Here is a 24,424-nt window from a genome sequence, read left to right as displayed (position 1 = left end):
ACTTGCCCTCGCCGCCACGGACTGTGCCTCTGCGCGGGGCCGGGACATCAAACCCTTGGCCTGAACGACTTCAGGCTGTTTTTTCTGATCATCCAAAGGAGTCCGGATGCTTGAACTTGTCGCTGCCTTTATCTGCCTGACAACCCTGCTGACTTACGTCAACTTCCGCTTTATCGGCCTGCCGCCAACCATCGGCGTAATGGTCACCGCCCTGCTGTTCTCCCTGCTGCTGCAAGGCCTGACCTACCTGGGTTATCCCGGCCTGGAAGAACATGTCGAAGAGTTGATCGGCAAGATCGACTTCGGCGACTTGCTGATGAACTGGATGCTGTCGTTCCTGCTGTTCGCCGGCGCCCTGCACGTCAACCTCAACGACCTGCGCAGCTATCGATGGCCCATCGGCCTGCTGGCGACCGTCGGCGTATTGATCGCCACCTTTGCCATCGGCGGCCTGGCCTACTGGATCTTCGGCCTGTTCGGCTGGCATGTGAGCTTCCTCTACTGCCTGCTATTCGGTGCCCTGATCTCGCCGACCGATCCGATCGCGGTGCTGGGCGTGCTGCGTACCGCCAATGCCTCCAAGCCGCTGAAGACCACCATCGTCGGCGAATCATTGTTCAACGACGGCACTGCGGTAGTGGTGTTCACCGTGCTGCTGGGCATCGCCCAGCTGGGCGAAACCCCGACCCTGGGTGCCACGGCCTGGTTGTTCGTGCATGAAGCCATCGGCGGCGTGCTGTTTGGCGGCCTGATCGGCTACCTGGTGTACCTGATGATCAAGAGCATCGAGCAGCACCAGATCGAGGTAATGCTGACCCTGGCCCTGGTGATCGGCGGCTCGGCCATGGCCAGCGAGATCCATGTCTCGGCGCCCATCGCAATGGTGGTGGCGGGCCTGATCATCGGCAACCTGGGGCGCAACCTGGCGATGAACGACATGACTCGCCGCTACCTGGATGGTTTCTGGGAGTTGCTGGACGACATGCTCAATGCACTGTTGTTCGCGCTGATCGGCCTGGAACTGTTGCTGCTGCCCTTCAGCTGGCTGCACCTTGCGGCCGCCAGCCTGTTGGCAGTGGCCATCGTCGCGTCTCGCCTGCTTACCGTGGCACCTGCGATCCTGCTGTTGCGTCGCTGGCGCAGCGTGCCGCGGGGCACCATTCGCGTACTGACGTGGGGCGGCCTGCGCGGCGGAGTCTCGGTGGCCCTGGCCCTGGCATTGCCCCTGGGGCCAGAGCGTGACCTGGTACTGAGCATCACCTACATCGTGGTGCTGCTGTCGATCCTGCTGCAGGGCCTGACCATCGGCAAGCTGGTGCGCCATGTCACCAGCGAAACGCCAGCGGCCACGACCGACACTCACTGACCGGGTCCGAGTACGCAGCGGCCACCGTGGCCGCTGCGCCTCCTCCCCTGGCCTGCCGCCCGGCAGGCCGACTCAGGCGATGGGCGCGTCGTCCTTGAACTGATCCTTGACGTACCTGATCTCGGTACGACCATGGGGCGCCGGCAAACCGTCCTCACCCAGGTTGACGAAGACCATTTTCTCCACGGTGAGGATCGACTTGCGAGTGATCTTGTTGCGCACTTCACACGTCAGGGTGATCGAAGTACGCCCAAACTCCGTGGCGGTGATCCCCAGCTCGATGATGTCGCCCTGGCGCGAGGCACTGACGAAGTTGATTTCCGAAATGTACTTGGTGACCACGCGCTGGTTGCCCAGTTGCACAATCGCGTAGATCGCCGCTTCCTCGTCGATCCAGCGCAGCAGGCTGCCGCCGAACAGCGTGCCGTTGGGGTTGAGGTCTTCGGGTTTTACCCACTTGCGGGTGTGGAAATTCATGTTCACTCCTGACCGTCCTGCCATTTGATGCCCGGCATGATGGCAGACCGGGCAGACTCACTCTATGCAACCTCGACTATGGTCTCGATTGAGGAACTTCATCCAGGCAGCAGAAACACTTTGGGAAGTCTGGCTCAGGTCGCTATAATCGCCACCGTTTCGAAACGGTCATCGACCCTTGATACCGTTTTCCCGCCACCTGTCCGAGGGGCGCTGCAGCAGGCTCGGCCTGTCAGGCTCGGATGGGGCGTTGTCGGTACGGGGTTCCCCATACGGACACTAAACGCACAACGGCGCCCATTCGCACATTACGAATGGAGGCTCTACATGAGCGCTGTCAACACGCCTGCAGATTTTACCGATTACAAAGTCGCCGATATGTCCCTGGCTGCCTGGGGCCGCCGTGAAACCATCATCGCCGAATCGGAAATGCCGGCCCTGATGGGTCTGCGCCGCAAATACCTGGCCGAACAACCGCTCAAGGGCGCGAAGATCCTCGGCTGCATCCACATGACCATCCAGACCGCCGTGCTGATCGAAACCCTGGTTGCCCTGGGTGCCGAAGTGCGCTGGTCGTCCTGCAACATCTTCTCCACCCAGGACCAGGCCGCGGCCTCCATCGCTGCCGCCGGCATCCCGGTCTTCGCCTGGAAAGGCGAGACCGAACAGGAGTACGAGTGGTGCCTGGAGCAGACCATCCTCAAGGATGGCCAGCCTTGGGACGCCAACATGATCCTCGACGACGGCGGCGACCTGACCCAGCTGCTGCACGACAAGTACCCGCAGGTGCTGGATCGCGTTCACGGCGTGACCGAAGAGACCACCACTGGCGTGCACCGCCTGCTGGACATGCTGGCCAAGGGCGAGCTGAAGGTTCCTGCGATCAACGTCAACGACTCGGTGACCAAGAGCAAGAACGACAACAAATACGGCTGCCGTCACAGCCTGAACGACGCCATCAAGCGCGGTACCGACCACTTGCTGTCCGGCAAGCAGGCCCTGGTGATCGGCTACGGTGACGTGGGCAAGGGCTCGGCCCAGTCCCTGCGTCAGGAAGGCATGATCGTCAAGGTGACCGAAGTCGACCCGATCTGCGCCATGCAAGCCTGCATGGACGGTTTCGAACTGGTTTCGCCGTTCATCGACGGGATCAACAACGGCACCGAAGCAAACATCAACAAGGACCTGCTGGGCAAGATCGACCTGATCGTGACCACCACCGGCAACGTCAATGTTTGCGACGCGAACATGCTCAAGGCGCTGAAAAAACGCGCCGTAGTCTGCAACATCGGCCACTTCGACAACGAAATCGACACCGCTTTCATGCGCAAGCACTGGGCATGGGAAGAAGTGAAGCCTCAGGTGCACAAGATCCACCGTACCGGCCACGGCGACTTCGACCCACAGAACGACGACTACCTGATCCTGCTGGCCGAAGGCCGCCTGGTGAACCTGGGCAACGCCACCGGTCACCCAAGCCGCATCATGGACGGTTCGTTCGCCAACCAGGTCCTGGCCCAGATCTTCCTGTTCGGCCAGAAGTACGCCGACCTGTCGCCAGCCCAGAAGGCCGAGCGTCTGACCGTTGAAGTACTGCCCAAGAAACTCGACGAAGAAGTGGCCCTGGAAATGGTTCGCGGCTTCGGCGGCGTAGTCACCCAGTTGACCAAGCAACAAGCTGAATACATCGGCGTGACCGTCGAAGGCCCGTTCAAGCCCGACGCCTACCGGTACTAAGAGCAGCTGCAAGCTTTGAGCTTCAAGCGGCAAGTAAAGGCCAAAAGCCGACCTTGCCGCACAAAGCCCGCGGCTTCGCCACAATTTGCCAAAACAGTGTCAGGCTCCAGGCTCCAGGCACAAGAGACGAGCGCACCTCCGCTTCTCTTGCAGCTTGCAGCTTGCAGCTTGTAGCTGGAGGTCCCCTCCATGTCCCAAGATCGTCGCTACAGCTTCGAGTTCTTCCCCACCAAGACCGATGCTGGGCATGAAAAGCTGCTCGCCACTGCTCGTCAGCTGGCCAGCTGCAATCCCGACTTCTTTTCCTGCACCTATGGTGCCGGCGGCTCGACCCGTGATCGTACGGTCAACACCGTGCTGCAACTGGAGAGCGAGGTAAAAGTTCCTTCCGCACCGCACCTGTCCTGCGTCGGCGACAGCAAGGACGACCTGCGCGGCCTGCTGCAGCAGTACCAGGCAGCCGGCATCAAGCGCATCGTTGCACTGCGCGGCGACCTGCCTTCGGGCATGGGCATGGCCAGCGGTGAGCTGCGCTACGCCAATGACCTGGTGAGCTTCATTCGTGAAGAATCCGGCAGTCATTTCCATATCGAAGTCGCCGCCTACCCGGAAATGCACCCGCAAGCGCGCAATTTCGAGGACGACCTGCAGAATTTCGTGCGCAAGGCCAACGCCGGTGCCGACAGCGCAATCACCCAGTACTTCTTCAACGCCGACAGCTATTTCTACTTCGTCGAGCGTGTGCAGAAGATGGGCGTGAGCATTCCGGTCGTGCCGGGCATCATGCCGATCACCAACTACAGCAAGCTGGCGCGTTTCTCCGATGCCTGCGGCGCCGAGATCCCACGCTGGATCCGCAAGCAACTGGAAGCCTATGGTGACGACAGCGCCAGCATCCAGGCCTTCGGTGAACAGGTGATCAGCCAGATGTGCGAGCGCCTGCTGCAAGGTGGCGCCCCGGGGTTGCACTTCTACACCCTGAACCAGGCTGAGGCGAGCCTGGCGATCTGGAACAACCTGAAGCTGCCGCGCTAACCGGCAACACCGTACGAGGCTCCGGTGCAAACCGGAGCCTTTTGCCTGCGCCAGGCTTGAGTTAGAGCGCCTGGAACTGCCCCTAGCATTTGCATGAACTCTCGGCGTACTCTCCAGCAATGTCCGTTATTGCCCGGTTGCTGACCGCCCTTTTCTGCACTTGCCTGAGCCTTGCCGCTCATGGCGAGAAACTGCGCATTGTCACCGAGCCCTGGGCTCCCTACATCTACGAAGAAAATGGCAAGTCCCTGGGGCTGGACTACGAAACCACCGCCATTGTCTTCCAGCGCCTGGGCATCGAGGTGCAATGGCAGTTCCTGCCCTGGAAGCGCTGTTTGGCGATGCTCGAGACCGGCCTGGCCGATGGCGCCCTGGACATCTTCCACAGCGATCAGCGCGACAGCACCCTGCTCTACCCCAGCGAGGCGCTTTCCGAGGTCGAGTTCGTGATGTTCTACACCAACCGTCGGCCCCATCCGTTCAAGCACCTGGATGAGCTCAAGGGCCTGACCATCGGCACTTCCCCGGGCTACCTGTACAGTGAAGACTTCAGCAACTCCAGCCTGTTCAATCGCGAACCCGCTCCCACCCACGAGGCCAACTTCGGCAAGTTGCTGCTGGGCCGGATCGATCTGCTGATCACCGACAGAAGAGTCGGCCAGCATCTTCTGGACACCCTGGGCATCCGCGACCAGATCAGCCAGAACCCCCTGGTCATCAGCCGCCAGAAACAATACCTGGCCGTGCGCCGCAATGCCGGCATGGACCTGCTGGTGCAGCGTTTTGGCGCCGAACTCAAGCGGTTCAAGCGCGAACCTGCCTACGCCGCACTGAGCGCCAGGTATGGTGCAGAACCTGTGCTACCACCTGTCAGGTCATCTTCGACCCGCGAGTCAGAAAAAACCGTTGAGCAGCAGGAAAGCAGCGCACGCTGAATGCTCTGTTATACTCCGGCCTCCCGCCAGGCTCACGCCCGGACGCTGGAACCTGTTCAAGCCATCTCCACCCCGCTACGGCGCAGCCAACCGGCCCGCGCGAGCCCCTGGTGAATGGCTCTCCAGGCCAGCAGGACCGGACGGGATTGCGTCCTAATGAACGCCATTCGCGCCCGGCAAGATTATCCCTTTGGGCCAAGCCCTCACTAAAACAGGATTACTCATGTCCTTTGCTTCCCTCGGTCTCTCCGAGGCTTTAGTCGGCGCTATCGAAGCAGCCGGCTATACCCAGCCTACTCCGGTGCAACAGCGGGCCATTCCCGCCGTGTTGCAAGGTCGCGACCTGATGGTTGCGGCACAGACAGGTACTGGTAAAACCGGCGGTTTCGCCCTCCCGATCCTGGAGCGGCTGTTTCCCAATGGTCACCCGGACAAATCCCAGCGTCACGGCCCGCGCCAACCCCGCGTACTGGTCCTGACCCCGACCCGCGAGCTTGCCGCGCAGGTGCATGACAGCTTCAAGCTGTACGCCCGCGACCTGAAGTTCGTCAGTGCCTGCATCTTCGGTGGCGTTGGCATGAACCCGCAGGTCCAGGCCATGGCCCGTGGCGTCGATGTGCTGGTGGCGTGCCCCGGCCGCCTGCTGGACCTGGCCGGCCAGGGCAGCGTCGACCTGTCCCACGTGGAAATCCTCGTTCTCGACGAAGCCGACCGCATGCTCGACATGGGCTTCGTCCATGACGTGAAGAAGGTCCTCGCACGCCTGCCGGCCAAACGCCAGAACCTGCTGTTCTCCGCAACGTTCTCCAAGGACATCACGGACCTGGCCGGCAAGCTGCTGCACAACCCCGAGCGCATCGAAGTCACCCCGCCGAACACTACGGTGGAGCGTATCGAGCAGCGGGTCTTCCGCCTGCCGGCCAGCCACAAGCGTGCCCTGCTGGCGCACCTTATCACCGCCGGCGCCTGGGAACAGGTCCTGGTGTTCACCCGCACCAAGCACGGCGCCAACCGCCTGGCCGAGTACCTGGACAAGCACGGCCTGAGTGCCGTGGCGATCCACGGCAACAAGAGCCAGAACGCCCGCACCAAGGCCCTGGCCGACTTCAAGGCCGGCGACGTGCGGATCCTGGTCGCCACCGATATCGCGGCCCGTGGCCTGGATATCGACCAACTGCCTCACGTGGTCAACTTCGAACTGCCTAACGTCGACGAAGACTACGTGCACCGTATCGGTCGTACCGGCCGTGCCGGTCGCTCGGGCGAGGCCATCTCCCTGGTGGCTCCGGACGAAGAGAAACTGCTGAAAAGCATCGAGCGCATGACCCGGCAGAAAATCGCCGACGGCGACCTGATGGGCTTTGATGCCAGCACCGTGGAAGCCGAGAAGCCGGAAGTACGCGAACGTCCGGACACGCGCAACTCGCGTAACGCTCGCGCCCCACGTGGCGACAACCCGAACGGCGGCGGTGGCGGTGGCGGCGGTCGCAAGGACAAGGGCAAGGACAAGGGTGGCAAGGACAAGCCGGCTCGTGGCGAACGTCCAGCCCGTGAACAGAAGCCTCGTGAAGGCACTCCGGCCCGGGAACAGCGTCAAGCGACTCCCCGTGCCGATCGGGCGCCAGACGAGTTCCTGGATGACGACGTGGACAACTTCGGCAACCGTGCCGACTACGTCAGCCCGTACCAGAACAAGGGCAACCAGCAAGGCCGCGGCCGTCGTCCGGGTACTCCAGGACAAGGCCAGGGTGCAGGCGGCGCATCCCGTGGCACCGGCCAGGGTCGCAACAGCAACCCGCGCGCGGGTGGCGGCAGCGGCAGTGCCAGCAACAGCAACGGCGGCACGCCAGCCAAGCGCAATGGTCCGCGTAGCGGCGCCCCCCGTGATGGCCAGGGCCGTCGCGACGAGTCGCGCAGTCGCCGCCCGGGGAGTGACGATCAAGGTCGCCAGGAACCCGCTGTGCAGAATCCACGGAGCAACCAGCCAAAGATCATGCACAAGGAATCCAAGGTCGATCGTTTCCCGACGCCTGAGCAACTCGACCAGCTGCCAAGCCGCCCACGGGGCGAGAAGCCGGCCCTGCTGACGCGCAACCGCTAAGCAGTCCGCAATGCAGAACGCCCCGTGCCGCAAGGTCCGGGGCGTTTTTTTGTGGCGGCTGACAAGGATGCGCCCTGCACAGCGACTCCGCCTTGGGAGGCTGACCGGCCTCACGCGTGTCTTGACCGGCAATAAAAAACGCCCCCGATGTGTGGTCGGGGGCGTTTTTCATTGCCTTGATGCAGGTTGCGAAGGCCCTGTGGGCCTCATCGCAGCCTGCGGCGGCTACAGACGAAGCATTACTTCGCCTTCACCCCTTCGAAGGTGATGTACAGGTCGACGTTGTTGGACGCCGGGCCCAGGTCCATCATCTTGCCGAAATCCTGGCGATTGATGCTGGTGGTGCCTTCGAAGCCGGCACGGTAGCCGCCCCATGGATCCTTGCCTTCACCCAGGAAGGTGGCCTTGACTACCACTGGCTTGGTCACGCCATGCAGGGTCAGGTCACCGGCCACGTCAGCGGTCAGCTTGCCATCAGCGTTCTTGCCGGTTGGCTTGACGCTGGTGGAGACGAACTTGGCATCGGCAAACTTGCCAGTGTCCAGGAAGTCCTTGCTGGTGATGTGCTTGTCGCGCTCAGCATGGTTGGTGAACACGCTGGCGGTGCGCACGTTGACTTCGATCTTGGCATCTTCGGGCTTGGCCGCGTCGAAGCTGAACTTGCCGTCCAGATCCTTGAAAGTACCGGTGATGAAGCTGTAGCCCAGGTGGCTGATCTTGAAGTCGACGAAGGCGTGCTGGCCTTCCTTGTCGATCACGTAGTCCGCTGCCATAACTTGACCGGCCGCCAATACGGCAGATCCGATTGCCAGAGCGGCGAGAGTCTTTTTCAACATGCTTTCTATTCCTTTCGAGTCAAGGTTGAACATCAGGCTTTGCGGCCCAGCATACGAGTGAAGGTCGCATCACGATCGATAAAGTGGTGCTTCAAGGCAGCCAGTCCATGGATGCCGGCAAAGACTACCAGCGCCCAGGCCAGGTACAGATGCACCACACCTGCTACATCTGCCTGGTCCGGTAGTCCGGATACCAGGGCAGGAACTTCGAACAAGCCAAACACCGGGATACCCACGCCATCTGCGGTGGAAATCAGGTAACCGGCAATCATCACCGCAAACAGGCCCAGGTAGAGGAACGCGTGCCCCAGCTTGGCGCCCAGGCGAGTCAGAGGCCCGTGGTTGGCCGGTGCCGGTGGCGGTGGACTGACAAACCGCCACAGCACCCGCAACAGCATGATCGCAAACAACGTCAGGCCAATGCTCTTGTGCAGGTCCGGAGCGTCCTTGCGCCAGGTGCTGTAGTAGTCGAGGCCGACCATCCACAGACCCAGGGCGAACAGCCCGAATACCACCAGGGCCACGCCCCAGTGCAGAACAATGCTTACCCAGCCGTAGCGCGAAGAAGAATTACGTAACTGCATTGCGATGCATCCTGTTAAGAAACGCGGACCAAGACTAGCGATTTACCTATCGAATTAAAGCGGAAATTTTCGCTTTGAAATATCGAGAAATACGATCGATAGTCTGGACCTGGCGAGTTAAGTCAAGATTAAATCCCACGAGTGTCCTTCCCGGTAGCCCCTCGCCCGGTGCCTTGTCCCCCCTCGACTGCGTCTCTGCCTGGTGCCCTGCACAATAGGTTGTCCCACGGCCATGCATTGCATAGGCTTGCCCGATCGTTTGCCCGCGCCTTTTAGCGAGCACCTCCAGGAGACTTTACATGGGCCTGAATAACCAGTGGATGCAACGCGATCTCGCGGTGCTGTGGCATCCCTGCACCCAGATGAAAGACCACGAACAACTGCCGTTGATCCCGATCCGGCGTGGCGAGGGTGTCTGGCTGGAGGATTTCGAGGGCAAGCGCTACCTGGATGCGGTCAGCTCCTGGTGGGTCAACGTGTTCGGCCACGCCAACCCACGCATCAGCCAGCGCATCAAGGACCAGGTCGACCAGCTCGAGCATGTGATCCTCGCCGGCTTCAGCCACCAGCCGGTGATCGAGCTATCCGAGCGCCTGGTGGCCATGACCCCCGCCGGGCTGGACCGGGTGTTCTATGCCGACAACGGTTCGTCGTGCATCGAAGTGGCGCTGAAAATGAGCTTCCACTACTGGCAGAACACCGGCAAGGCGCAGAAAAAACGCTTCGTCACCCTGACCAACAGCTATCACGGCGAGACCATCGCCGCGATGTCGGTGGGCGATGTGCCGCTGTTCACCGAGACCTACAAGGCCCTGCTGCTGGACACCATCAAGGTGCCCAGCCCCGACTGCTACCACCGCCCCGAAGGCATGGGCTGGGAAGAACACTCGCGGAACATGTTCGCCGCCATGGAGCAGACCCTGGCCGAGCACCACGACAGCATCGCCGCGGTGATCGTCGAGCCGCTGATCCAGGGCGCCGGCGGCATGCGCATGTACCACCCGGTCTACCTCAAGCTGCTGCGCGAGGCCTGCGACCGCTACGACGTGCACCTGATCCACGATGAGATCGCCGTGGGCTTCGGTCGCACCGGCACGATGTTCGCCTGCGAGCAGGCTGGCATCCGTCCGGATTTCCTGTGCCTGTCCAAGGCCCTGACCGGTGGTTACCTGCCACTGGCCGCGTGCCTGACCACCAACAAGGTGTACCAGGCCTTCTACGACGACTACCCGACCCTGCGTGCCTTCCTGCATTCGCACAGCTACACCGGCAACCCGCTGGCGTGCGCCGCGGCCCTGGCGACCCTGGACATCTTCGAGCAGGACAACGTTATCGAGGCCAACCAGGCCCTGGCCGCGCGGATGGCCAGTGCCACGGCGCACCTGGCTGACCATGCCCACGTCGCCGAAATTCGCCAGACCGGCATGGCCCTGGCGATCGAGATGGTCCAGGACAAGTCCAGCAAGACGGCTTACCCCTGGCAGGAGCGCCGGGGCCTGAAGGTCTTCGAGCATGCCCTGAGCCGTGGCGCGTTGCTGCGTCCACTGGGTAGCGTGGTGTACTTCCTGCCGCCGTATGTGATCACCCCTGAGCAGATCGACTTCCTCGCCGAAGTGGCCAGCGAAGGCATCGACATCGCCACCCGAGACAAGATCAGCATGGCGGTGCCCAAGGACTTCCACCCGGACTTCCGCGATCCGGGCTAAAGCAGGTCATCGAGTGTGGCGAGGGAGCAAGCTCCCTCGCCACAGAATGCTGTTCACCGATTCACATTCAACAGAGACCCCAGATGAGACTGTCCCGCTTCTTTATCGACGCCCCCTTGAGCCTCGGCGAGCACGAGTTGCCCGAAGCCCAGGCCCACTACATTGCCCGGGTGCTGCGCATGGCCGAGGGCGATGCGTTGCAGGTGTTCGACGGCTCGGGCCAGGAGTTTCGCGGCACCCTGGTGGAGGTAGGCAAGAAGCGCGTGCGGATCAGCCTGGACGACAGCTTCACCGGGCAGCCGGAGTCGTCGTTGCGGATCCACCTCGGCCAGGGCTTGTCCCGGGGCGAGCGCATGGACTGGGCAATCCAGAAGGCCACGGAACTGGGAGTGAACGAGATCACCCCGATCTTCAGCGAACGCTGCGAAGTGCGGCTCAAGGATGAACGGGCCGACAAGCGCCTGCTGCACTGGCGCCAGGTGGCCGTCAGCGCCTGCGAACAGTGCGGGCGCTCGCAGGTTCCGGTGATCCACCCGCCCGTCCTGCTGGCGGATTGGATCAAGCAGACCCAGGCCGACCTGAAGCTGGTGCTGCACCCGGTGGCCGAGCCTCTGGAAAGCCACGCCAAGCCCGCCAGCCTGGCGTTCCTCATCGGCCCCGAAGGCGGCCTGACCGACGCTGAAGTGACCCAGTCCCACAACGCCGGTTTCCTCCCGGCACGCCTGGGCCCGCGGGTGCTGCGTACCGAAACCGCCCCAGTGGTGGCCCTGGCCGTGGCCCAGCAGCTCTGGGGCGACTTCTAGCCCGCCCCGCCCTTGCCTGACACACCGCGGCGCGCCCATCGCCGGCAAGCCTGGCTCCTACAAAAAGCCGGCCAGCGGCGACCCGGCCTCGCGGGTGGCAAGCGACGCGGCGTCTACTGCACCGGATCGCTGGTGGGCCGGGCGATGATCGCCTTCAGTTCGCTGGTCATGGGGAACTCCAGGTTCAGCCCCTTGGGCGGGATCGGCTGCTCGAACCAGCGCTGGTAGATGCCGTTGATCTCGCCCGAGCGATACACGTCCGCCAGGGCGCCGTTGACCAGGGCCAGGAACTGCGGGTCGTCCTTGCGCACCATGCAGCTGTAGATTTCCCGCGACTGCTCCTCGCCCACCACGATCCAGTTGTGCGGGTCGCGAGCCTTGGCCCGCTCGCCGTAGAGCAGCGCGTCATCCATGTAGAACGCCGCCGCACGGCCCGACTGGAGCATCTGGAAGGCCTCGCCGTGGTCCTTGGCACTGATCACGAACATGTCGATCTTGTGCTCGACGTTGTAGCTCTTGAGATAACGCTCGTTGGTGGTCCCGGCGGTGGTCACCACGTTCTTGCCCCGCAGATCGGCGAAACTCTTGATCCCGCTATCCTTGGCGGTCAGCAACTGGCCCTTGACGTAGATGAAGCCGTAGGAGAAAGCCACCTGTTTCTGGCGCTCGGCCGTCACTCCGGTGGAACCGCACTCCAAGTCCACGGTGCCGTTCTGTACCAATGGAATGCGGGTCTGGGAGGTCACCAGGTTGTACTTCACTGCCAGCTTGGGCAGCTGCAGTTGCCGCTGGATGCGCTCCACCACCTTGCCCGCCAGCTCCACGGAGTAGCCCATGGGCTTGCCGCTGTTGTCCCCCACGTAGGAAAACGGCACCGAAGCATCGCGATAACCCAAGGTAATACTGGCGCTGTTGGCGATCTTGGCCAGGGTGCCATCCAGGGGCACCTCGCTGGCCTGGGCCATGGCGCTGAACAACAGGCCGAGGGTGCAGCCGAGCAACGTGATCTTGTGCATTGTTATTCTCCGTTGGGGGTTGAAGGCGCTTCAGCGACGGGTCGCGATGATACTGATTTCGACGAGGATTTCCGGACGGGCCAGGGCCGCCTGCAAGGTGGTGCGCGCCGGCGCCTGGCCGGGGGACAGCCAGGCCGACCAGACCTCGTTCATGCCGGCGAAATCCGCCTGGATGTCCTTGAGGTAGAGGGTGGCGCTGAGCAGATGATCCTTGTCGCTGCCGGCCTCGGCCAGCAGCGCATCGATCTTTTCCAGGACCTCGCGGGTCTGGCCGGCGATGTCCTGGCTGGCGCCCGGCACCTGGCCGGAAAGAAACACCAGTTCGGCAAAGGTCACGGCGCCGCTCAGGCGGTTGTTGCTGTGGATACGCTGGATACTCATTGGACAGACTCCTGTTGATGACTCAGGCGGCGCGTGGCGCCAGGCCCTGCATGTCGATACTGGTGGGGCGCCGATCGATCAGCTCGGCAAGCAACTGGCCGCTGCCACAGGCCAGGGTGAAACCCAGTGCGCCATGGCCGAGGTTGAGCCACAGGTTGCGGTAGGCGGTAGCTCCTACCAGCGGCACGCCGCTGGGGGTCGCCGGGCGCATGCCGGCCCATTCCACGGCGGCCTGGTAATCGCCGGCGTGGGCAAAGGTCTGCGCCGCCTGGCGTCGCAGCAGGGCCAGGCGGCCAGGGTCCGGGGCCGGATCGAAGCCGACGATATCGACCATGGCCGCCACTCGCAGCTGCTGGCCGATCCGGGCATAGACGATCTTGCGGTTGTAGTCGGTGATGCTGATGTCAGGTGCCCGGTGCTGCGGGCCGATGGGCACGCTGAGGCTGTAGCCCTTGAGGGGGTACAGCGGCAACTTGAGCCCGGGCAGGTGCAGTTCGGGGCTGCGGTGCCCGGCGGCCAGCACCAGGTGGTCCACTGCCAGCTGGCGCCCGCCCAGGTCGATGGCCTGTACTCGGTCGCCCTGGTGGCGAATACCCCGGACCCGCTGCCCCAGGAGAATCTCGCAGCGCCCGGAAGCCTTAAGGCGCGCCGCCAGCTGCTGGCAGAAGGCATGACAGTCGGCTACTTCCTCGTCCGGGGTGTAGATGCCGCCAATGAAGGGCGCATCGCCCAGGGCCGGCTCCAGGCTGGCGCACTCGGCCCCCGTCAGCACTTGCTGCTGGCGCGGGTCGGACAGGTTGTGCCGGGCGTGTTCGAAGCTGCCCGCCTCGCGAAAGGTCACCAGCTTGCCGTTACGCTGCCAGTCGAAACCCTCCAGGCCGTCGGCTTCGCGCCAGGTCTTGAGGATGTCCTGGCTGAACAGCGCCAGGCGCAGCAGATGGGCACCATTGCGCTGGTTCACCGAATGCCGGCACGCCCCCAGGAACCCCGCCAGCCAGCGCCACTGCGCCGGGTCCAGGCGCGGCCGCAGCTTGAGCGGCGAATCGCCCTTGAGCATCCAGCCCAGGGCCTGCCAGGGCACCCCGGCATCGGCCAGCGGCGCCACATAGCGATAGGACAGCTGGCCGCCGTTGGCGAAGCTGGTCTGGCTGCCCAGGGTGTCCTGGGCTTCCACCAGGGTCACCTCCATGCCCTGGCGGACCAGGGCATAGGCGCTAGCCAGGCCGATGACGCCACCGCCGATGATGCAAACCCGCTGACTCATGATTGCCCCTGGATCGTTGTTCGATGGGCCCAAGGTTAGGGGCAGGTGACAGGCGCCGGACAATGAGTAAAGATGGATCACCCATAAACAAAGGTTATGGAGTTGTCATGCGCCTTCGCCATATCGAGATCTTCCAGGCCATCCGCCAGACCGGTTCCATCAGCGGCGCCGCGCAGCTGCTGCACGTCTCGCAGCCAGCGGTGACCAAGGTGCTGCAGCACGCCGAGTTGCAGCTGGGCTTCCCATTGTTCCTGCGGATACGCGGCAAGTTGCAGCCAACCCCGGAAGCCCTGGAACTGGAGCGGGAAGTGGACAAGGTCAGCGAAAGCCTGCAAGGCGTGCGGCGCCTGGCCCAGAATCTGCGCCGGACACCGGGCCACAGCTTGCGCATCGGCGCCACGCCGGCCCTGGCCCTGGCCCTGCTGCCGCCTGCCATCAGCGAGTGGACCCGGCGCTACCCGGACAACCTCTGCGAGTTGTCCAGCGCCCACAGCCGCGAGCTGGTGCAGAACCTGTTGATGCGCGAAATCGATGTGGCCCTGACCCTGCAACGACCGGATCACCCCGGCCTGAGCGGCCAGGCCCTGGCCCAGGGCGTGCTGGTGGCCCTGGCCCCCCATAGATACTGGCCCGCTGGCAGCCTGGGGCAGCCGCTATCCCTGCAAGAGCTGGCGGGCGCCCCGCTGATCGGCCTGAGCAGCGCCGACCCGCTGTCGGCGCGACTCGATGGCTACCTCAAGACAGTGGAGCCACCACCGCGAGTGAGCATCGCCGTACAGACCTATTCCCTGGCCCGGGCCATGGTGGAATCCGGCGCCGGCCTGGCGCTGATCGACCCCTTCACCGCCCTGGGCGCTTCCCCGGCCAGCACTGCGATCCGGCCCTTGAGCCCGTCGCTGCCGATCACCCTGTACGCCGTGACCCGCGCCGCGGAGGCGCTGCCGCATACCTTGAGCAGCCTGCTGGAGATCTTTGGCGGGCGGGCGCAGGAGCAGCTGGATCGGTTGATGACCATAGATTGAGGTGGCTTGCCAGGGCGTCATCACGAACCCGCTTCTACACAGGTATCACCGAGCAAGGCTGGCCCGCGATGAACGACGAGGCGCTCGCCGATCACACTACATAGAACAGGATGGCGACGAAGTGCAGCAGGCTCCCGGCGATCACGAACAAGTGCCAGATGCCGTGGGCATGGCGCAGGCGGTTGTCGAGGGCGAAAAAAATGATCCCCACGGTGTACAGCACCCCGCCCGAGGCCAACCAGGCGAACCCCACAGGGCCCAAGGCCGCCAGCAGCGGCTTGACCGCCACCAGCACGATCCAGCCCATGACCGCGTAGATCACGATGGACAGGATCCGCGCCTCGGAACGCGGCTTGATCTCCTGGAGGATGCCGATCAAGGCCAGGCTCCAGACGATGCCGAACAAGGTCCAGCCCCAGGGCCCGCGCAGGGTCACCAGGCAAAACGGCGTATAGCTGCCGGCGATCAGCAGGTAGATCGAGAAATGATCGACCTTTTGCATGATGCTCTTCGCCCGCCCGCGCACGCTGTGATAGACCGTGGACACGCTGTAGAGCACCAGCAAGGTGAAGGCATAGATCGCCACCCCGACGATCTTCCACGGACTGCCGTCGAGACTGGCCAGCACCACCAGCCAGATACCGCCGATAAACGCCGCGACCGCACCCAAGAGGTGGGTCCAGGCATTGAGTCTTTCTCCGTGATACATCAGTCACTCACCCTGAAAACATAAAAAGAACCCGCAGGCTCGGCCTGCAGCTTGAACGCGCAACATGTCCATTGGGGCGACGCCCCGAAAAAACCAGCGGCCACATTCCGACTCATCGGGCATCATCGGACCCTCTCCACCAGAGTCCGGACCATGCTCATCGACGAAGAGTTGACCCTCAAGAAGCTCGAAGTGTTTCTGGCTTTCATGCGCACCGGCAACCTCGCCCGTGCCGCCAGCGAACTGCAGACCAGCAATGTCAGCGTGCACCGGGCCATCCATTCCCTGGAAAGCGCCCTGCGCTGCCCGCTGTTCAAGCATGAGGGACGCAACCTGACCCCGCTGGAAAGTGCCTACGTGCTGGAGGAGCGAGCGCAGAAACTGGTGCAGGACGTGGTCGAGAGCGTACGCCTGACCCGAGAGGCCGCTGGCTTCTCGGCAGAACGTTTCAAGCTCGGCGCGCTTTACTCCCTGACCGTGAAAACCGTGCCACAACTGATCATGGGCCTGAAGCTGCGGCGCAGCGAGCTGAACATCGACCTGATCCTGGGTTCCAACACCGACCTGCTGTACAAGCTCAAGAACATGGAGGTGGACGCCATCCTGGTGTCCCTGGACGACAGCGTCAACGACCCGGACTGCGAACAACTGCCGCTGTTTTCCGATGATATTTTCCTTGCCACCCCAGCCGATTCGCCCTTTGCCCGGCAGAGCGAAGTGGACCTGGCCCAGGTGCGCGACGCCACCTTCATCACGCTGACCCAGGGCTTTGCCACTCACCAGGACGGTGTGCGGGTATTCAAGCAGGCGGGGTTCGAGCCGAAGGTCGCAATGCAGGTGAACGACATCTTCACCCTGCTGAGCATGGTCAGCTCGGGCGTGGGTTATGCCCTGCTGCCGGGAAGGATTGCCGCCGTCTATGAAAATCGCGTGAAGCTGATACCCCTGCAGGCGCGCTACCGCCTGCAGCAACACATCGGCGTGGTGTTCCTCAAGGCCAAGGAGCGCGACCCGAACCTGCTGGCGCTGCTGGCCGAATGCCGGATGTACACCAACCGCCAGGCGCTCTCCTGAGCCTGGCGGCAGCGCCGTGGTCGGCAGCCAGGTGCTACGCGCCCAGCAGGCCGCGCATCATGAGGAACAGCAACGACGGCCCCAGCAGGCAGCCCAGGGCGGTGTAGAACGCCGCCGTGAGGCAACCATAGGGCACCAGCTTCGGATCGGTGGCCGCCAGGCCTCCGGCGACGCCGCTGGAGGTGCCCATCAGACCGCCGAAGATCACCGCGCTGCGCGGGTTGTTGAGTCCGATCAGCGGCGCCACGAAGGGGGTCATGACCATCACCAGGATCGCCTTGATCAACCCTGCGGCAATCGACAGCGCCATGACCTCGGAGCTGGCGCCGATGGCCGCCCCGGTCACCGGCCCGACGATATAGGTCACAGCGCCGGCGCCAATGGTGGTCAGGCTCACCGCATCGGTATAACCAAAGGCCATGGCCACCCCGACTCCCGCCACAAACGACGAGCCGACCCCGACGAACAGCGCCAGCACCCCCACGAATCCGGCGCGCTTGAGCTCCTCGACACTGACCCCGAAGGCCGTTGCGACAATCGCGAAGTCCCGCAGCATGGCCCCGCCCAGCAGGCCGATGCCCGACAGCAGCGGAATATCCACCACCCCCTTCTGCCCGCCGGTAAAGGCGCCGCCCACATAGGACAGCACCAGCCCCAGCAGGATGGCGATGGCCGAGCCGTGCAGGCGGCCCTTGGTAAAGGTGTTGGAGATCCAGTAGGAGACCCACATGGTGATCCCGATCACCGCGAAACCGCTGATCAGCCCGTAGCCGGTAATGACCTTCATCATCGATTCGTACATGGCCATTACCCCGCTGTTTTCTGAGGGACAGGCACTTGCGGCGCCTTGTTGCCGATGCGCACCAGCACCGGCACCAGGGCAAAGGCGATCACCACCGCCAGGGTCCCGGCGAGAATCGCCATGGGCCCGCCCTTGAGCGCGCCATACACGTTCTGCTGCGCTGCCATGGCCACCACGATGGGGATGTACACCGCACTCCAGAACTCCACGCCCTGCTCGGACTTGCCGGTGAACAGGCCGCGCTTGTTCAGGTAGCTGCCCAGGCCGATCAACAGCAGCATGGCGATACCCACGCCGCCGACATTGGCCGGCACGCCGATCAGCTTGCCCAGCAGCTCACCGATGAAAATACCCACCAGGGTACAAAAGGCCAGGAAGGCCACACCGTAGATAATCATTGTTGTTGTCCTCAAAGTGCATCGTCGAAGTTGTTGTTCTTGTGCTTCGTCAGCTTGAGTCGGTGCTCTATCGGTCGCGGCCGCCCTCCTCGCGCAACAGCGCCTGCAAGGTGTCCGGACGGGCGCCATCGAAGGCGATCACCGAACCCTGTTCGAATACCCGGCGAGCCAGGCCGGTCAGGACCGCGCCGGGGGGCAGCTCGATCTGCAGGCGCACCCCGCGCTCGTAGGCGCTCTGCACCGTGCCGCGCCAGTCCACCACCCGGCACATGTTGAACGCCAGGTCATCGCGTAGCTGCTCCACCGTGCGCAACAGCCGCGCCCGGCTGCCGCTGAGATAACCCAGGCTGGACGCCCGCATCGGCACCGTGGCAAAGGCTGCGGCCAGGGCCTGGGCCGGTTGCTCCAGCAGCGGGCAATGGGACGGCACGCTGACCGCCAGGCGCCTGGCCACTCCAGTGCCCCGCTCCCGGGCCAGCTCGGCCACGGCCTGCATCCCCGCGTCGCTGCCGGCGATCACGATCTGGTTGTCGGCGTTGATGTTGGCCAGGTACACCGGCCTCTCCTGGCTGTGGACCCGGGCCAGCAGCCCTTCCACTGTCCCCAGGTCCAGGCCGGTCAGCACGGTCATGCCATAGCCCTGTGGATAAGCCCGTTGCATCAACTCCCCGCGCAGGCTCACCAGGCGCAAGGCATCGGCAAATTCCAGGGCCCCGGCCACCACGGCCGCCGGGTAGGCACCGATGGACAGGCCAGCCACGTAATCCACCGTACAGCCCGGTTGCAGCAGGGTCCGGGCACAGGCCACCCCGGCAACCAGCAGGCACAACTGCACCGCCCGGGTGCCGGCCAGGGCCTGGGATGAATCCAGGGCCAGCACGTCCTGCCCCAGTACGTCGCTAGCCTCTTGCAGACAAGCCGTGACCTCCTGGCTGCCTGGCAGGCGCCGGAGCATTCCCGGTTGCTGCGCGCCCTGGCCGGGAAATACCAGCAAGCTGCTCATGCCGCCCACTCCTGGACGCCCCAGGGATCGCTCACCAGGTGCGCCCCGGTGGCGCTCTTGAGCAGCACCCGGGGCGCTGCTCCCGCCCATTCGCGCAGGGCCAGGCCGCCGGCCGGAACCTGCAGTTGCAGGTCCACCGGGCACTCGGCGCGCTCCAGCAGGGACAGCAACTCCCGCGCCCAAGTCCGGGAAAAAGGCTCCGGCGTACGCAGGATCAGATCCAGGTCGCTGTGCTGGTGCAGCACACCCCTGCCACTGGCCAGCTCGTACCCGGCACTGCCGCCCACGCCCCAGGCCAGGCCCAGGGCATCCAGCGCGCCGCGCAACTGATCCAGCGCCTGGAGCGCAGGCCATGCCCGAGATGACGGCACATGGCGCAGCTCCTCCGGGTGCACCCCACGCTGTACCGAGTCCAGCGCCAGGAATGCCGGATAACGCTGTTCCCGGGACTGGCCACGCAACCCCACCGCGATCGAACCGGGCGCGCTCACCGCCCGGCGCACCACCACCGGCTGCCCTTGCTCCAGCACCCGGAAGGCCCAGGCTGGCGCGTCGGCGGCCAAGTGTGCCGGGGTCATGCCCCACAGCAGGTCGTGGGGCAGCCAGGGGCCGAGCCCGCTCACCACTGTTCCCGCAGCAATTGCCGGACCCGGCTCGAAGCCTCTCGGTTCACTGCCCCCAGGCGGCTGCCAAGGTCGACGCCCTTGGCCCGCACATCGGCAATCGCCGCCAGCAGGCACTCCTCCACCGCGGCCAGATCCTGCGCCGTCGGCTGTTCGATCTGCCGCACCGACAAGGTTTCCCAGAGCAGGCCCAGGCCGGCATAGCTGTCGATGTCATAGGCCATGGGCGGCACGCTGGCGGCCAGGGCTTCCAGTTCCTCGACGCTGCGCAGGGTGACCCGGGCCGCCGAAGCCTTGCCCATGGCATGCACCATTACCCCCGGATCGCGCAGGGCGATCAGGCGGTTGGCCTGGTAGCCGTGGGCCAGAAAGGCCCCGGACATGGCCTTGCCCACCAACAGGGCGATCACCGGGTGCCCGGCCAGCCGCGCCCGGGCGTAGCTGTCGGCAGCCGCGGCCAGGGCCTGATGAATGCCCAGGGCCTCTTCACGGCGGCCATAGGCCTGGCTCGGCACATCGACAATGGCGATCAGCGCTCGCTTGTGCGGTTGATCGCGGTCGGCATCGATCAGCCCGTCCACCGCCTTGGCCAGGCCCCAGCCCTCCAGCAAGCCGACCTCGCCCTGACGGGCACGGGGAAAACGGTTCTCGGGGTCGGGCACCACGGCGATAAAGCGTGCAGGCTGGCCGCCCAACTGGCCGTCGGCGACTTGCAGCGAAGGCGGCAGGCCGGCAACCCCGGGCGCATCGCCTCTCAAGGCGTTGAACCAGTTCAGGCCCCGCAGGGAACTAGCATTCATGAGCGGTCTCCTTGATACAGATCGCGAACTGTCGCCGCATCGATCTGCGGCTGCGTGTCCAGGCCAGCCAGACGGTGCAGATACAGATCCGCCTCGCGGCTGCGCTGCCGCTGAGGCAGGCCGAGGACCAGCAACTCACGGACCTGGGCCTGGATCTGCGCCACATCGTCGGCGACATAACGGTCCACCAGGCCACTGGCAAAACGCTGCTCGCCACCGGTCAGGCTCCAGATGAACGGCCGGTCCCGGGAGTCGTATTCCTCCAGCCCGGCTTCCTGCTCGATGACCTGGGGGCCGTTCAGCCCCAGACGTGCTTCCTGGGTCACCAGCAGATAGCTGCACAGGCCGGCGGCGATCGACATGCCACCAAAACAGCCGACGCTGCCCGCTACCACGCCCACCACTGGCTGGTACTGGCGCAGGTCGACGATGGCCGCGTGGATATCGGCGATCGCTGCCAGGCCCAGGTTGGCCTCCTGCAAGCGTACGCCGCCGGTTTCCAGCAGCAGCACGGCGCGGGTGGCAATGCCCTTGCGGTTGTCCTCGGCGGCAAGTTCCAGGGCACCGGCGATCTTCGCCCCGCCCACTTCCCCGAGACTGCCGCCCTGGAACGCGCCTTCGATGGCGGCGATCACCACCGGCAGGCCGTCGATGCTGCCCTTGGCGATCACCACGCCGTCATCGGCCTGGGGCACCACGCCCTGGCGCGGCAGCCAGGGCGACATGACCCGCTGGAACGGATCGAGCAGCTCGCGAAAGCTGCCGGCATCCAATAGCGCTCTGGCGCGCTGCCGGGCACCGAGTTCGACAAAGCTGTGCTGGTTGAGCAAACGGGCGCTGTCAGTCATGGCCGATCTCCTCCAGAGCTTGTTCTAGACGCAAGCGCACCACCCCTGGAGTGGCACCGAAGTCATGGATATCGATCAGCAGCGCCGGCAGCCTCTGGCCGTCGAACATACGCTCGAACAGATGCTGCCAGCGCGCGGCGCTGCCGTTGACCGAGGTCTGCACCTGGATCGTCAGCTTCCCGGCCGGGGCCGGTTCCAACAGCACTTCCAGGTCACCGGAGCCGACACAGCCCACCAGGGCACGGCCCCGACCGGGCTGGCCGGCGGGAAATTCGAAAGACAAGGTTTCCATCACACTGCTCCCTGGATAAGGACGGCGCCGGAGGCGATCCGGTCGATCAGCAGGCAGGCCGCGAGCAAGTCCGCGGCCCCCCCGGGCGAGGCGTTCAAGGCCACCAGGCACTGGTCCAGCTCATGCAGCCGGCGACGCCCGGCCAGGCTGGCGCTGCCACCTGCATCGAGCACTGCCTGGGCGCCTTCCTGCATGGCTCGCAGGCCGGTCTCGCCCGCGCGATAGAGCACACAGGTGTCGGCCAGGCCGGTCATGATCGCCAGCAGCGCATCGAGCCGGGCGTTCTGTTCGCCATGGCCTTGGGCGCGACTGCGCTTGAGCTGGGGCAGCCCCAGTTGCAGCACCGCAGGAAAGCCCTGCTGCGCTTGTTCCCGGGCACCGCGCACGCCGTAGCGCAGTGCCACCTGGGCGCCATGACTCAAGGGCCGGGGTGCGTAACGATCCTCCAGCAGGGCCAGGCGCGCGGCCCGCAGCGCGACCTTGCCGGCGCCAGTGGATCGAGGCTCCAGGGCGGTCGCGGCCACCAGCAGGCCCAGGGCCCAGATCGCCCCGCGATGGGTGTTCACCCCGCCAGTGGTGGCCAGCATGGCCTGCTCGCCTTCGCGACCGATGCGTCCCAGAGCTTCGCGCAGCGGCAGGCCGACCACGCCGGACTCCAGGGCCACCTCGGCCATTTCCTTGAACGCCGGCCACAGGCTCAGCGCCGAAGCATGCATCAGCCCCAGGTGCAGGTCGCTGTGGGCGCCGTTGCCGCGCCGGTCCACCAGGGCCGGCTTGGGCGACAGGTCGGCCTCGTCGATCAGCGCGTCCACCGCCAAATCCGCCAGGCGGTCAGCCAGCCCCTGGGGCCGGGATTGCAGATTGAATGCGTGCATCACCAACTCCTGAATTTGGCGGGCGGGTTGTACAAACCACCGGACCACTGCACCAGATCGGCAACGCTTTTCGCCGCCAGCAGCTCACGACTGGCGTCGGTACGGCGGATGCCGAGGTCTTCCGGCAGGGCGATCAGCCCTTCACGGCGCATGCTTTCGGTGTCCCTGGGGTTGTGGCGCAGGCCGATGGCGGTGACCCCGGCCACCGCCGCGATCATCGCCTGGCGCTCCTCCAGGGAACGGGCCTTGTACAGGTAGGCGATGCCTTCTTCGGTGAGCAGGTGGGTGACGTCGTCGCCGTAGATCATGATCGGCGCCAGGGGCATGCCGCTTTTCCTGGCCACGTCCACCGCGTCGAGGGTCTCGACGAAGGTCGGTTTGCCCCCCTCCTGGAAGGTCTCGACCATCTGCACCACCAGTTTCTTGCCGCGCTCGAGCAGGGCCTGGGGCGCATCGTTCTGGTCCAGGCGCATGTCCAGCCAGGCCGGGGTCCCGTGGCGGCGCCCACGGGGATCGTGGCCCATGTTCGGCGCACCGCCGAAACCGGCCAGGCGGCCCCGGGTCACGGTGGAGGAATGGCCATCGCCGTCCACTTGCAAGGTGGCACCGATGAACAGGTCCACCGCGTACTGCCCGGCCAGTTGGCAGAACATCCGATTGGACCGCAGCGAGCCGTCGCGGCCGGTGAAGAACACATCCGGGCGGGCGGCGATGTAGTTTTCCATGCCCAGTTCGGTGCCGAAGCAGTGCACGCTCTCCACCCAGCCGCTTTCGATGGCCGGGATCAGGGTCGGATGGGGATTGAGTGTCCAGTTGCGGCAGATCTTGCCCTTCAGCCCCAGGGATTCGCCGTAGGTCGGCAGGATCAGCTCGATGGCCGCGGTGTTGAAGCCGATACCGTGGTTCAGCGACTGGACGTTGTGTTTCTCGTAGATGCCGCGGATCGCCATCATCGCCATCAGCACATGCACAGGCTTGATGTGCCGGGGATCACGGGTGAACAGCGGTTCGATGTAGAACGGCTTGTCGGCCACCACCACGAAGTCGACCCAGGACGCCGGGATATCCACCCGGGGCAGCTCACTGACATCGTCCACCAGCTGGTTGACCTGGACGATGACGATGCCATCGCTGAAGGCCGCCGGTTCGATCAGCGCCGGGGTGTCCTCGGTGCTGGGCCCGGTGTAGATGTTGCCGGCGCGGTCGGCCATGAAGCCGGCCGAGAGCACGACGTTGGGGATCAGGTCCACCACCAGTCGTGCGTAGAGCTCGATGTAGGTATGGATCGCGCCGACTTCCAGCAGCCCATCTTCGAGCAGTTGGCTGATGCGCAGGCTCTGGGTGCCGGCAAAGGAAAAGTCGAGCTTGCGGGCGATGCCGCGCTCGAACAAGTCCAGGTGCTCGGCCCGGCCGACGCTGGGCATGATCATGTGCAGGTCGTGCAGCCTGGCCGGGTCGGCCTTGGCCAGGGACCGGGAGAGGAAGTCCGCCTGCTTCTGGTTGTTACCCTCCAGCACCACCCGGTCCCCAGGCAGGATCAGGGCCTCCAGCGCCGCGACGATCTGGTCGGTGGGCAACACCACGCCATCGGCGATGGCCCGCACCTGCTCGAGGCGACGCTGCTTCTCGCTGCGCCGCCGCGTCCAGCGCGCGTCGGGGGATATTGTCGTTGTCATGCTCGCTCCACGGGTTCGCTGTCGTGGCAGCCACCATAGGAGTCAAGCCTGGGGAGCATCA

Annotated in this window: 25 protein-coding genes and 1 riboswitch; of the genes, 9 read left to right on the top strand and 16 right to left on the bottom strand. The window is 64.6% G+C overall.

Translation table 11 applies throughout. The features are described from left to right. Positions 1-106: 106 nt before the first annotated feature. Entirely contained in the window at positions 107-1,366 is a 1,260-nt protein-coding gene (locus tag LGQ10_RS21350) for a cation:proton antiporter (protein WP_226523115.1), read from the top strand. 72 nt (positions 1,367-1,438) lie between these two features. Here the strand turns inward: LGQ10_RS21350 and LGQ10_RS21345 are convergent, their stop codons facing one another. Then, positions 1,439-1,843, bottom strand: a complete 405-nt coding sequence (locus LGQ10_RS21345; protein ID WP_058437091.1) for an acyl-CoA thioesterase — start codon at positions 1,841-1,843, stop codon at positions 1,439-1,441. A gap of 199 nt (positions 1,844-2,042) precedes the next feature. Then, positions 2,043-2,149: riboswitch (S-adenosyl-L-homocysteine riboswitch) on the top strand. A gap of 21 nt (positions 2,150-2,170) precedes the next feature. Between LGQ10_RS21345 and ahcY the strand changes: the two genes are divergently transcribed. From ahcY to LGQ10_RS21325, 4 genes are all read left to right on the top strand, one after another. Continuing rightward, entirely contained in the window at positions 2,171-3,580 is a 1,410-nt protein-coding gene (gene ahcY / locus LGQ10_RS21340; protein WP_058437092.1) for an adenosylhomocysteinase, read from the top strand. 189 nt (positions 3,581-3,769) lie between these two features. After that, positions 3,770-4,615 (top strand): methylenetetrahydrofolate reductase [NAD(P)H], encoded by an 846-nt coding sequence (gene metF / locus LGQ10_RS21335; protein WP_226523114.1) that lies wholly within the window; start codon positions 3,770-3,772, stop codon positions 4,613-4,615. Between the two features lie 119 nt (positions 4,616-4,734). Next, positions 4,735-5,550 (top strand): substrate-binding periplasmic protein, encoded by an 816-nt coding sequence (locus tag LGQ10_RS21330; protein WP_226523113.1) that lies wholly within the window; start codon positions 4,735-4,737, stop codon positions 5,548-5,550. Positions 5,551-5,773: 223 nt separating this feature from the next. Beyond that, positions 5,774-7,651 carry a DEAD/DEAH box helicase gene (locus tag LGQ10_RS21325; protein ID WP_226523112.1) on the top strand — a complete coding sequence of 626 codons (1,878 nt, stop codon included), beginning with the start codon at positions 5,774-5,776 and terminating at the stop codon, positions 7,649-7,651. Between the two features lie 239 nt (positions 7,652-7,890). Here the strand turns inward: LGQ10_RS21325 and LGQ10_RS21320 are convergent, their stop codons facing one another. Together LGQ10_RS21320 and LGQ10_RS21315 are read right to left on the bottom strand one after the other, a co-directional pair. Continuing rightward, a complete protein-coding gene (locus tag LGQ10_RS21320; protein ID WP_058436986.1) occupies positions 7,891-8,487 on the bottom strand; it encodes a YceI family protein in 597 nt (198 codons plus the stop codon). Positions 8,488-8,519: 32 nt separating this feature from the next. Next, on the bottom strand, positions 8,520-9,071 hold the full coding sequence (locus LGQ10_RS21315) for a cytochrome b (protein ID WP_058436987.1): 552 nt from the start codon (positions 9,069-9,071) through the stop codon (positions 8,520-8,522). A 299-nt stretch (positions 9,072-9,370) separates the two neighbouring features. Here LGQ10_RS21315 and LGQ10_RS21310 point away from each other — a divergent pair, with 299 nt between their 5' ends. Together LGQ10_RS21310 and LGQ10_RS21305 are read left to right on the top strand one after the other, a co-directional pair. Then, a complete protein-coding gene (locus LGQ10_RS21310; RefSeq protein ID WP_226523111.1) occupies positions 9,371-10,777 on the top strand; it encodes an adenosylmethionine--8-amino-7-oxononanoate transaminase in 1,407 nt (468 codons plus the stop codon). Between the two features lie 83 nt (positions 10,778-10,860). Then, a complete protein-coding gene (locus LGQ10_RS21305; protein WP_226523110.1) occupies positions 10,861-11,580 on the top strand; it encodes a 16S rRNA (uracil(1498)-N(3))-methyltransferase in 720 nt (239 codons plus the stop codon). 113 nt (positions 11,581-11,693) lie between these two features. Here LGQ10_RS21305 and LGQ10_RS21300 read toward each other — a convergent pair whose 3' ends face one another. The 3 genes from LGQ10_RS21300 to LGQ10_RS21290 are packed head-to-tail and all read right to left on the bottom strand — an operon-like array spanning position 11,694 to position 14,241. Continuing rightward, positions 11,694-12,596, bottom strand: a complete 903-nt coding sequence (locus LGQ10_RS21300; RefSeq protein WP_413247563.1) for a transporter substrate-binding domain-containing protein — start codon at positions 12,594-12,596, stop codon at positions 11,694-11,696. A gap of 30 nt (positions 12,597-12,626) precedes the next feature. Further along, positions 12,627-12,977, bottom strand: coding sequence for a RidA family protein (locus LGQ10_RS21295; protein ID WP_058436585.1), 351 nt, complete (start codon positions 12,975-12,977; stop codon positions 12,627-12,629). A 22-nt stretch (positions 12,978-12,999) separates the two neighbouring features. Then, complete coding sequence (locus LGQ10_RS21290) at positions 13,000-14,241, bottom strand: D-amino acid dehydrogenase (protein ID WP_226523109.1); 1,242 nt, start codon at positions 14,239-14,241, stop codon at positions 13,000-13,002. Between the two features lie 107 nt (positions 14,242-14,348). On the opposite strand from LGQ10_RS21290, the gene LGQ10_RS21285 reads away from it, so the two are divergent. After that, positions 14,349-15,263, top strand: a complete 915-nt coding sequence (locus LGQ10_RS21285) for a LysR family transcriptional regulator (RefSeq protein WP_058435034.1) — start codon at positions 14,349-14,351, stop codon at positions 15,261-15,263. Between the two features lie 91 nt (positions 15,264-15,354). Here LGQ10_RS21285 and trhA read toward each other — a convergent pair whose 3' ends face one another. Beyond that, complete coding sequence (trhA, locus tag LGQ10_RS21280) at positions 15,355-15,972, bottom strand: PAQR family membrane homeostasis protein TrhA (RefSeq protein WP_226523108.1); 618 nt, start codon at positions 15,970-15,972, stop codon at positions 15,355-15,357. 153 nt (positions 15,973-16,125) lie between these two features. Here trhA and LGQ10_RS21275 point away from each other — a divergent pair, with 153 nt between their 5' ends. Beyond that, a complete protein-coding gene (locus tag LGQ10_RS21275) occupies positions 16,126-17,046 on the top strand; it encodes a LysR substrate-binding domain-containing protein (protein ID WP_226523107.1) in 921 nt (306 codons plus the stop codon). A 34-nt stretch (positions 17,047-17,080) separates the two neighbouring features. On the opposite strand, the gene madM is transcribed toward LGQ10_RS21275, so the two are convergent. The 9 genes from madM to mdcA form a co-directional block, all read right to left on the bottom strand. Further along, positions 17,081-17,848, bottom strand: coding sequence for a malonate transporter subunit MadM (madM, locus tag LGQ10_RS21270; RefSeq protein ID WP_058435040.1), 768 nt, complete (start codon positions 17,846-17,848; stop codon positions 17,081-17,083). 5 nt (positions 17,849-17,853) lie between these two features. Then, on the bottom strand, positions 17,854-18,246 hold the full coding sequence (gene madL, locus LGQ10_RS21265) for a malonate transporter subunit MadL (protein ID WP_058435037.1): 393 nt from the start codon (positions 18,244-18,246) through the stop codon (positions 17,854-17,856). 67 nt (positions 18,247-18,313) lie between these two features. Next, complete coding sequence (gene mdcH / locus LGQ10_RS21260; protein ID WP_226523106.1) at positions 18,314-19,249, bottom strand: malonate decarboxylase subunit epsilon; 936 nt, start codon at positions 19,247-19,249, stop codon at positions 18,314-18,316. Then, positions 19,246-19,872, bottom strand: coding sequence for a malonate decarboxylase holo-ACP synthase (locus tag LGQ10_RS21255; protein ID WP_226523105.1), 627 nt, complete (start codon positions 19,870-19,872; stop codon positions 19,246-19,248). The genes mdcH and LGQ10_RS21255 overlap by 4 nt, the downstream gene beginning before the upstream one ends. Next, the gene (gene mdcE, locus LGQ10_RS21250) at positions 19,869-20,672 is read right to left on the bottom strand and encodes a biotin-independent malonate decarboxylase subunit gamma (protein ID WP_226523104.1); all 804 of its coding nucleotides are present in this window, start codon (positions 20,670-20,672) and stop codon (positions 19,869-19,871) included. Before mdcE ends, LGQ10_RS21255 begins: the two co-directional genes overlap by 4 nt. Continuing rightward, complete coding sequence (locus LGQ10_RS21245; protein ID WP_226523103.1) at positions 20,669-21,520, bottom strand: biotin-independent malonate decarboxylase subunit beta; 852 nt, start codon at positions 21,518-21,520, stop codon at positions 20,669-20,671. Before LGQ10_RS21245 ends, mdcE begins: the two co-directional genes overlap by 4 nt. Beyond that, complete coding sequence (locus LGQ10_RS21240; protein ID WP_058434708.1) at positions 21,513-21,812, bottom strand: malonate decarboxylase subunit delta; 300 nt, start codon at positions 21,810-21,812, stop codon at positions 21,513-21,515. The genes LGQ10_RS21245 and LGQ10_RS21240 overlap by 8 nt, the downstream gene beginning before the upstream one ends. Further along, the gene (locus tag LGQ10_RS21235) at positions 21,812-22,687 is read right to left on the bottom strand and encodes a triphosphoribosyl-dephospho-CoA synthase (protein WP_226523102.1); all 876 of its coding nucleotides are present in this window, start codon (positions 22,685-22,687) and stop codon (positions 21,812-21,814) included. Before LGQ10_RS21235 ends, LGQ10_RS21240 begins: the two co-directional genes overlap by 1 nt. Beyond that, on the bottom strand, positions 22,687-24,363 hold the full coding sequence (gene mdcA, locus LGQ10_RS21230; protein ID WP_226523101.1) for a malonate decarboxylase subunit alpha: 1,677 nt from the start codon (positions 24,361-24,363) through the stop codon (positions 22,687-22,689). Before mdcA ends, LGQ10_RS21235 begins: the two co-directional genes overlap by 1 nt. Positions 24,364-24,424: the final 61 nt, after the last annotated feature.

Source organism: Pseudomonas sp. L5B5, from assembly GCF_020520285.1.
In the GTDB taxonomy this organism is placed as follows: Bacteria; Pseudomonadota; Gammaproteobacteria; order Pseudomonadales; family Pseudomonadaceae; genus Aquipseudomonas.
Note: the sequence above shows the minus strand (reverse complement) of the source record. Positions and strands in the feature narration are given on the sequence as shown.

Excerpts from the sequence above, each read along its gene's own strand:
- LGQ10_RS21350 (WP_226523115.1), top strand. The coding sequence starts at position 107 with ATGCTTGAACTTGTCGCTGCCTTTATCTGCCTGACAACCCTGCTGACT.
- LGQ10_RS21345 (WP_058437091.1), bottom strand. The coding sequence starts at position 1,843 with ATGAATTTCCACACCCGCAAGTGGGTAAAACCCGAAGACCTCAACCCC.
- ahcY (WP_058437092.1), top strand. The coding sequence starts at position 2,171 with ATGAGCGCTGTCAACACGCCTGCAGATTTTACCGATTACAAAGTCGCC.
- metF (WP_226523114.1), top strand. The coding sequence starts at position 3,770 with ATGTCCCAAGATCGTCGCTACAGCTTCGAGTTCTTCCCCACCAAGACC.
- LGQ10_RS21330 (WP_226523113.1), top strand. The coding sequence starts at position 4,735 with ATGTCCGTTATTGCCCGGTTGCTGACCGCCCTTTTCTGCACTTGCCTG.
- LGQ10_RS21325 (WP_226523112.1), top strand. The coding sequence starts at position 5,774 with ATGTCCTTTGCTTCCCTCGGTCTCTCCGAGGCTTTAGTCGGCGCTATC.
- LGQ10_RS21320 (WP_058436986.1), bottom strand. The coding sequence starts at position 8,487 with ATGTTGAAAAAGACTCTCGCCGCTCTGGCAATCGGATCTGCCGTATTG.
- LGQ10_RS21315 (WP_058436987.1), bottom strand. The coding sequence starts at position 9,071 with ATGCAGTTACGTAATTCTTCTTCGCGCTACGGCTGGGTAAGCATTGTT.
- LGQ10_RS21310 (WP_226523111.1), top strand. The coding sequence starts at position 9,371 with ATGGGCCTGAATAACCAGTGGATGCAACGCGATCTCGCGGTGCTGTGG.
- LGQ10_RS21305 (WP_226523110.1), top strand. The coding sequence starts at position 10,861 with ATGAGACTGTCCCGCTTCTTTATCGACGCCCCCTTGAGCCTCGGCGAG.
- LGQ10_RS21300 (WP_413247563.1), bottom strand. The coding sequence starts at position 12,596 with ATGCACAAGATCACGTTGCTCGGCTGCACCCTCGGCCTGTTGTTCAGC.
- LGQ10_RS21295 (WP_058436585.1), bottom strand. The coding sequence starts at position 12,977 with ATGAGTATCCAGCGTATCCACAGCAACAACCGCCTGAGCGGCGCCGTG.
- LGQ10_RS21290 (WP_226523109.1), bottom strand. The coding sequence starts at position 14,241 with ATGAGTCAGCGGGTTTGCATCATCGGCGGTGGCGTCATCGGCCTGGCT.
- LGQ10_RS21285 (WP_058435034.1), top strand. The coding sequence starts at position 14,349 with ATGCGCCTTCGCCATATCGAGATCTTCCAGGCCATCCGCCAGACCGGT.
- trhA (WP_226523108.1), bottom strand. The coding sequence starts at position 15,972 with ATGTATCACGGAGAAAGACTCAATGCCTGGACCCACCTCTTGGGTGCG.
- LGQ10_RS21275 (WP_226523107.1), top strand. The coding sequence starts at position 16,126 with ATGCTCATCGACGAAGAGTTGACCCTCAAGAAGCTCGAAGTGTTTCTG.
- madM (WP_058435040.1), bottom strand. The coding sequence starts at position 17,848 with ATGTACGAATCGATGATGAAGGTCATTACCGGCTACGGGCTGATCAGC.
- madL (WP_058435037.1), bottom strand. The coding sequence starts at position 18,246 with ATGATTATCTACGGTGTGGCCTTCCTGGCCTTTTGTACCCTGGTGGGT.
- mdcH (WP_226523106.1), bottom strand. The coding sequence starts at position 19,249 with ATGAGCAGCTTGCTGGTATTTCCCGGCCAGGGCGCGCAGCAACCGGGA.
- mdcE (WP_226523104.1), bottom strand. The coding sequence starts at position 20,672 with ATGAATGCTAGTTCCCTGCGGGGCCTGAACTGGTTCAACGCCTTGAGA.
- LGQ10_RS21245 (WP_226523103.1), bottom strand. The coding sequence starts at position 21,520 with ATGACTGACAGCGCCCGTTTGCTCAACCAGCACAGCTTTGTCGAACTC.
- LGQ10_RS21240 (WP_058434708.1), bottom strand. The coding sequence starts at position 21,812 with ATGGAAACCTTGTCTTTCGAATTTCCCGCCGGCCAGCCCGGTCGGGGC.
- LGQ10_RS21235 (WP_226523102.1), bottom strand. The coding sequence starts at position 22,687 with ATGCACGCATTCAATCTGCAATCCCGGCCCCAGGGGCTGGCTGACCGC.
- mdcA (WP_226523101.1), bottom strand. The coding sequence starts at position 24,363 with ATGACAACGACAATATCCCCCGACGCGCGCTGGACGCGGCGGCGCAGC.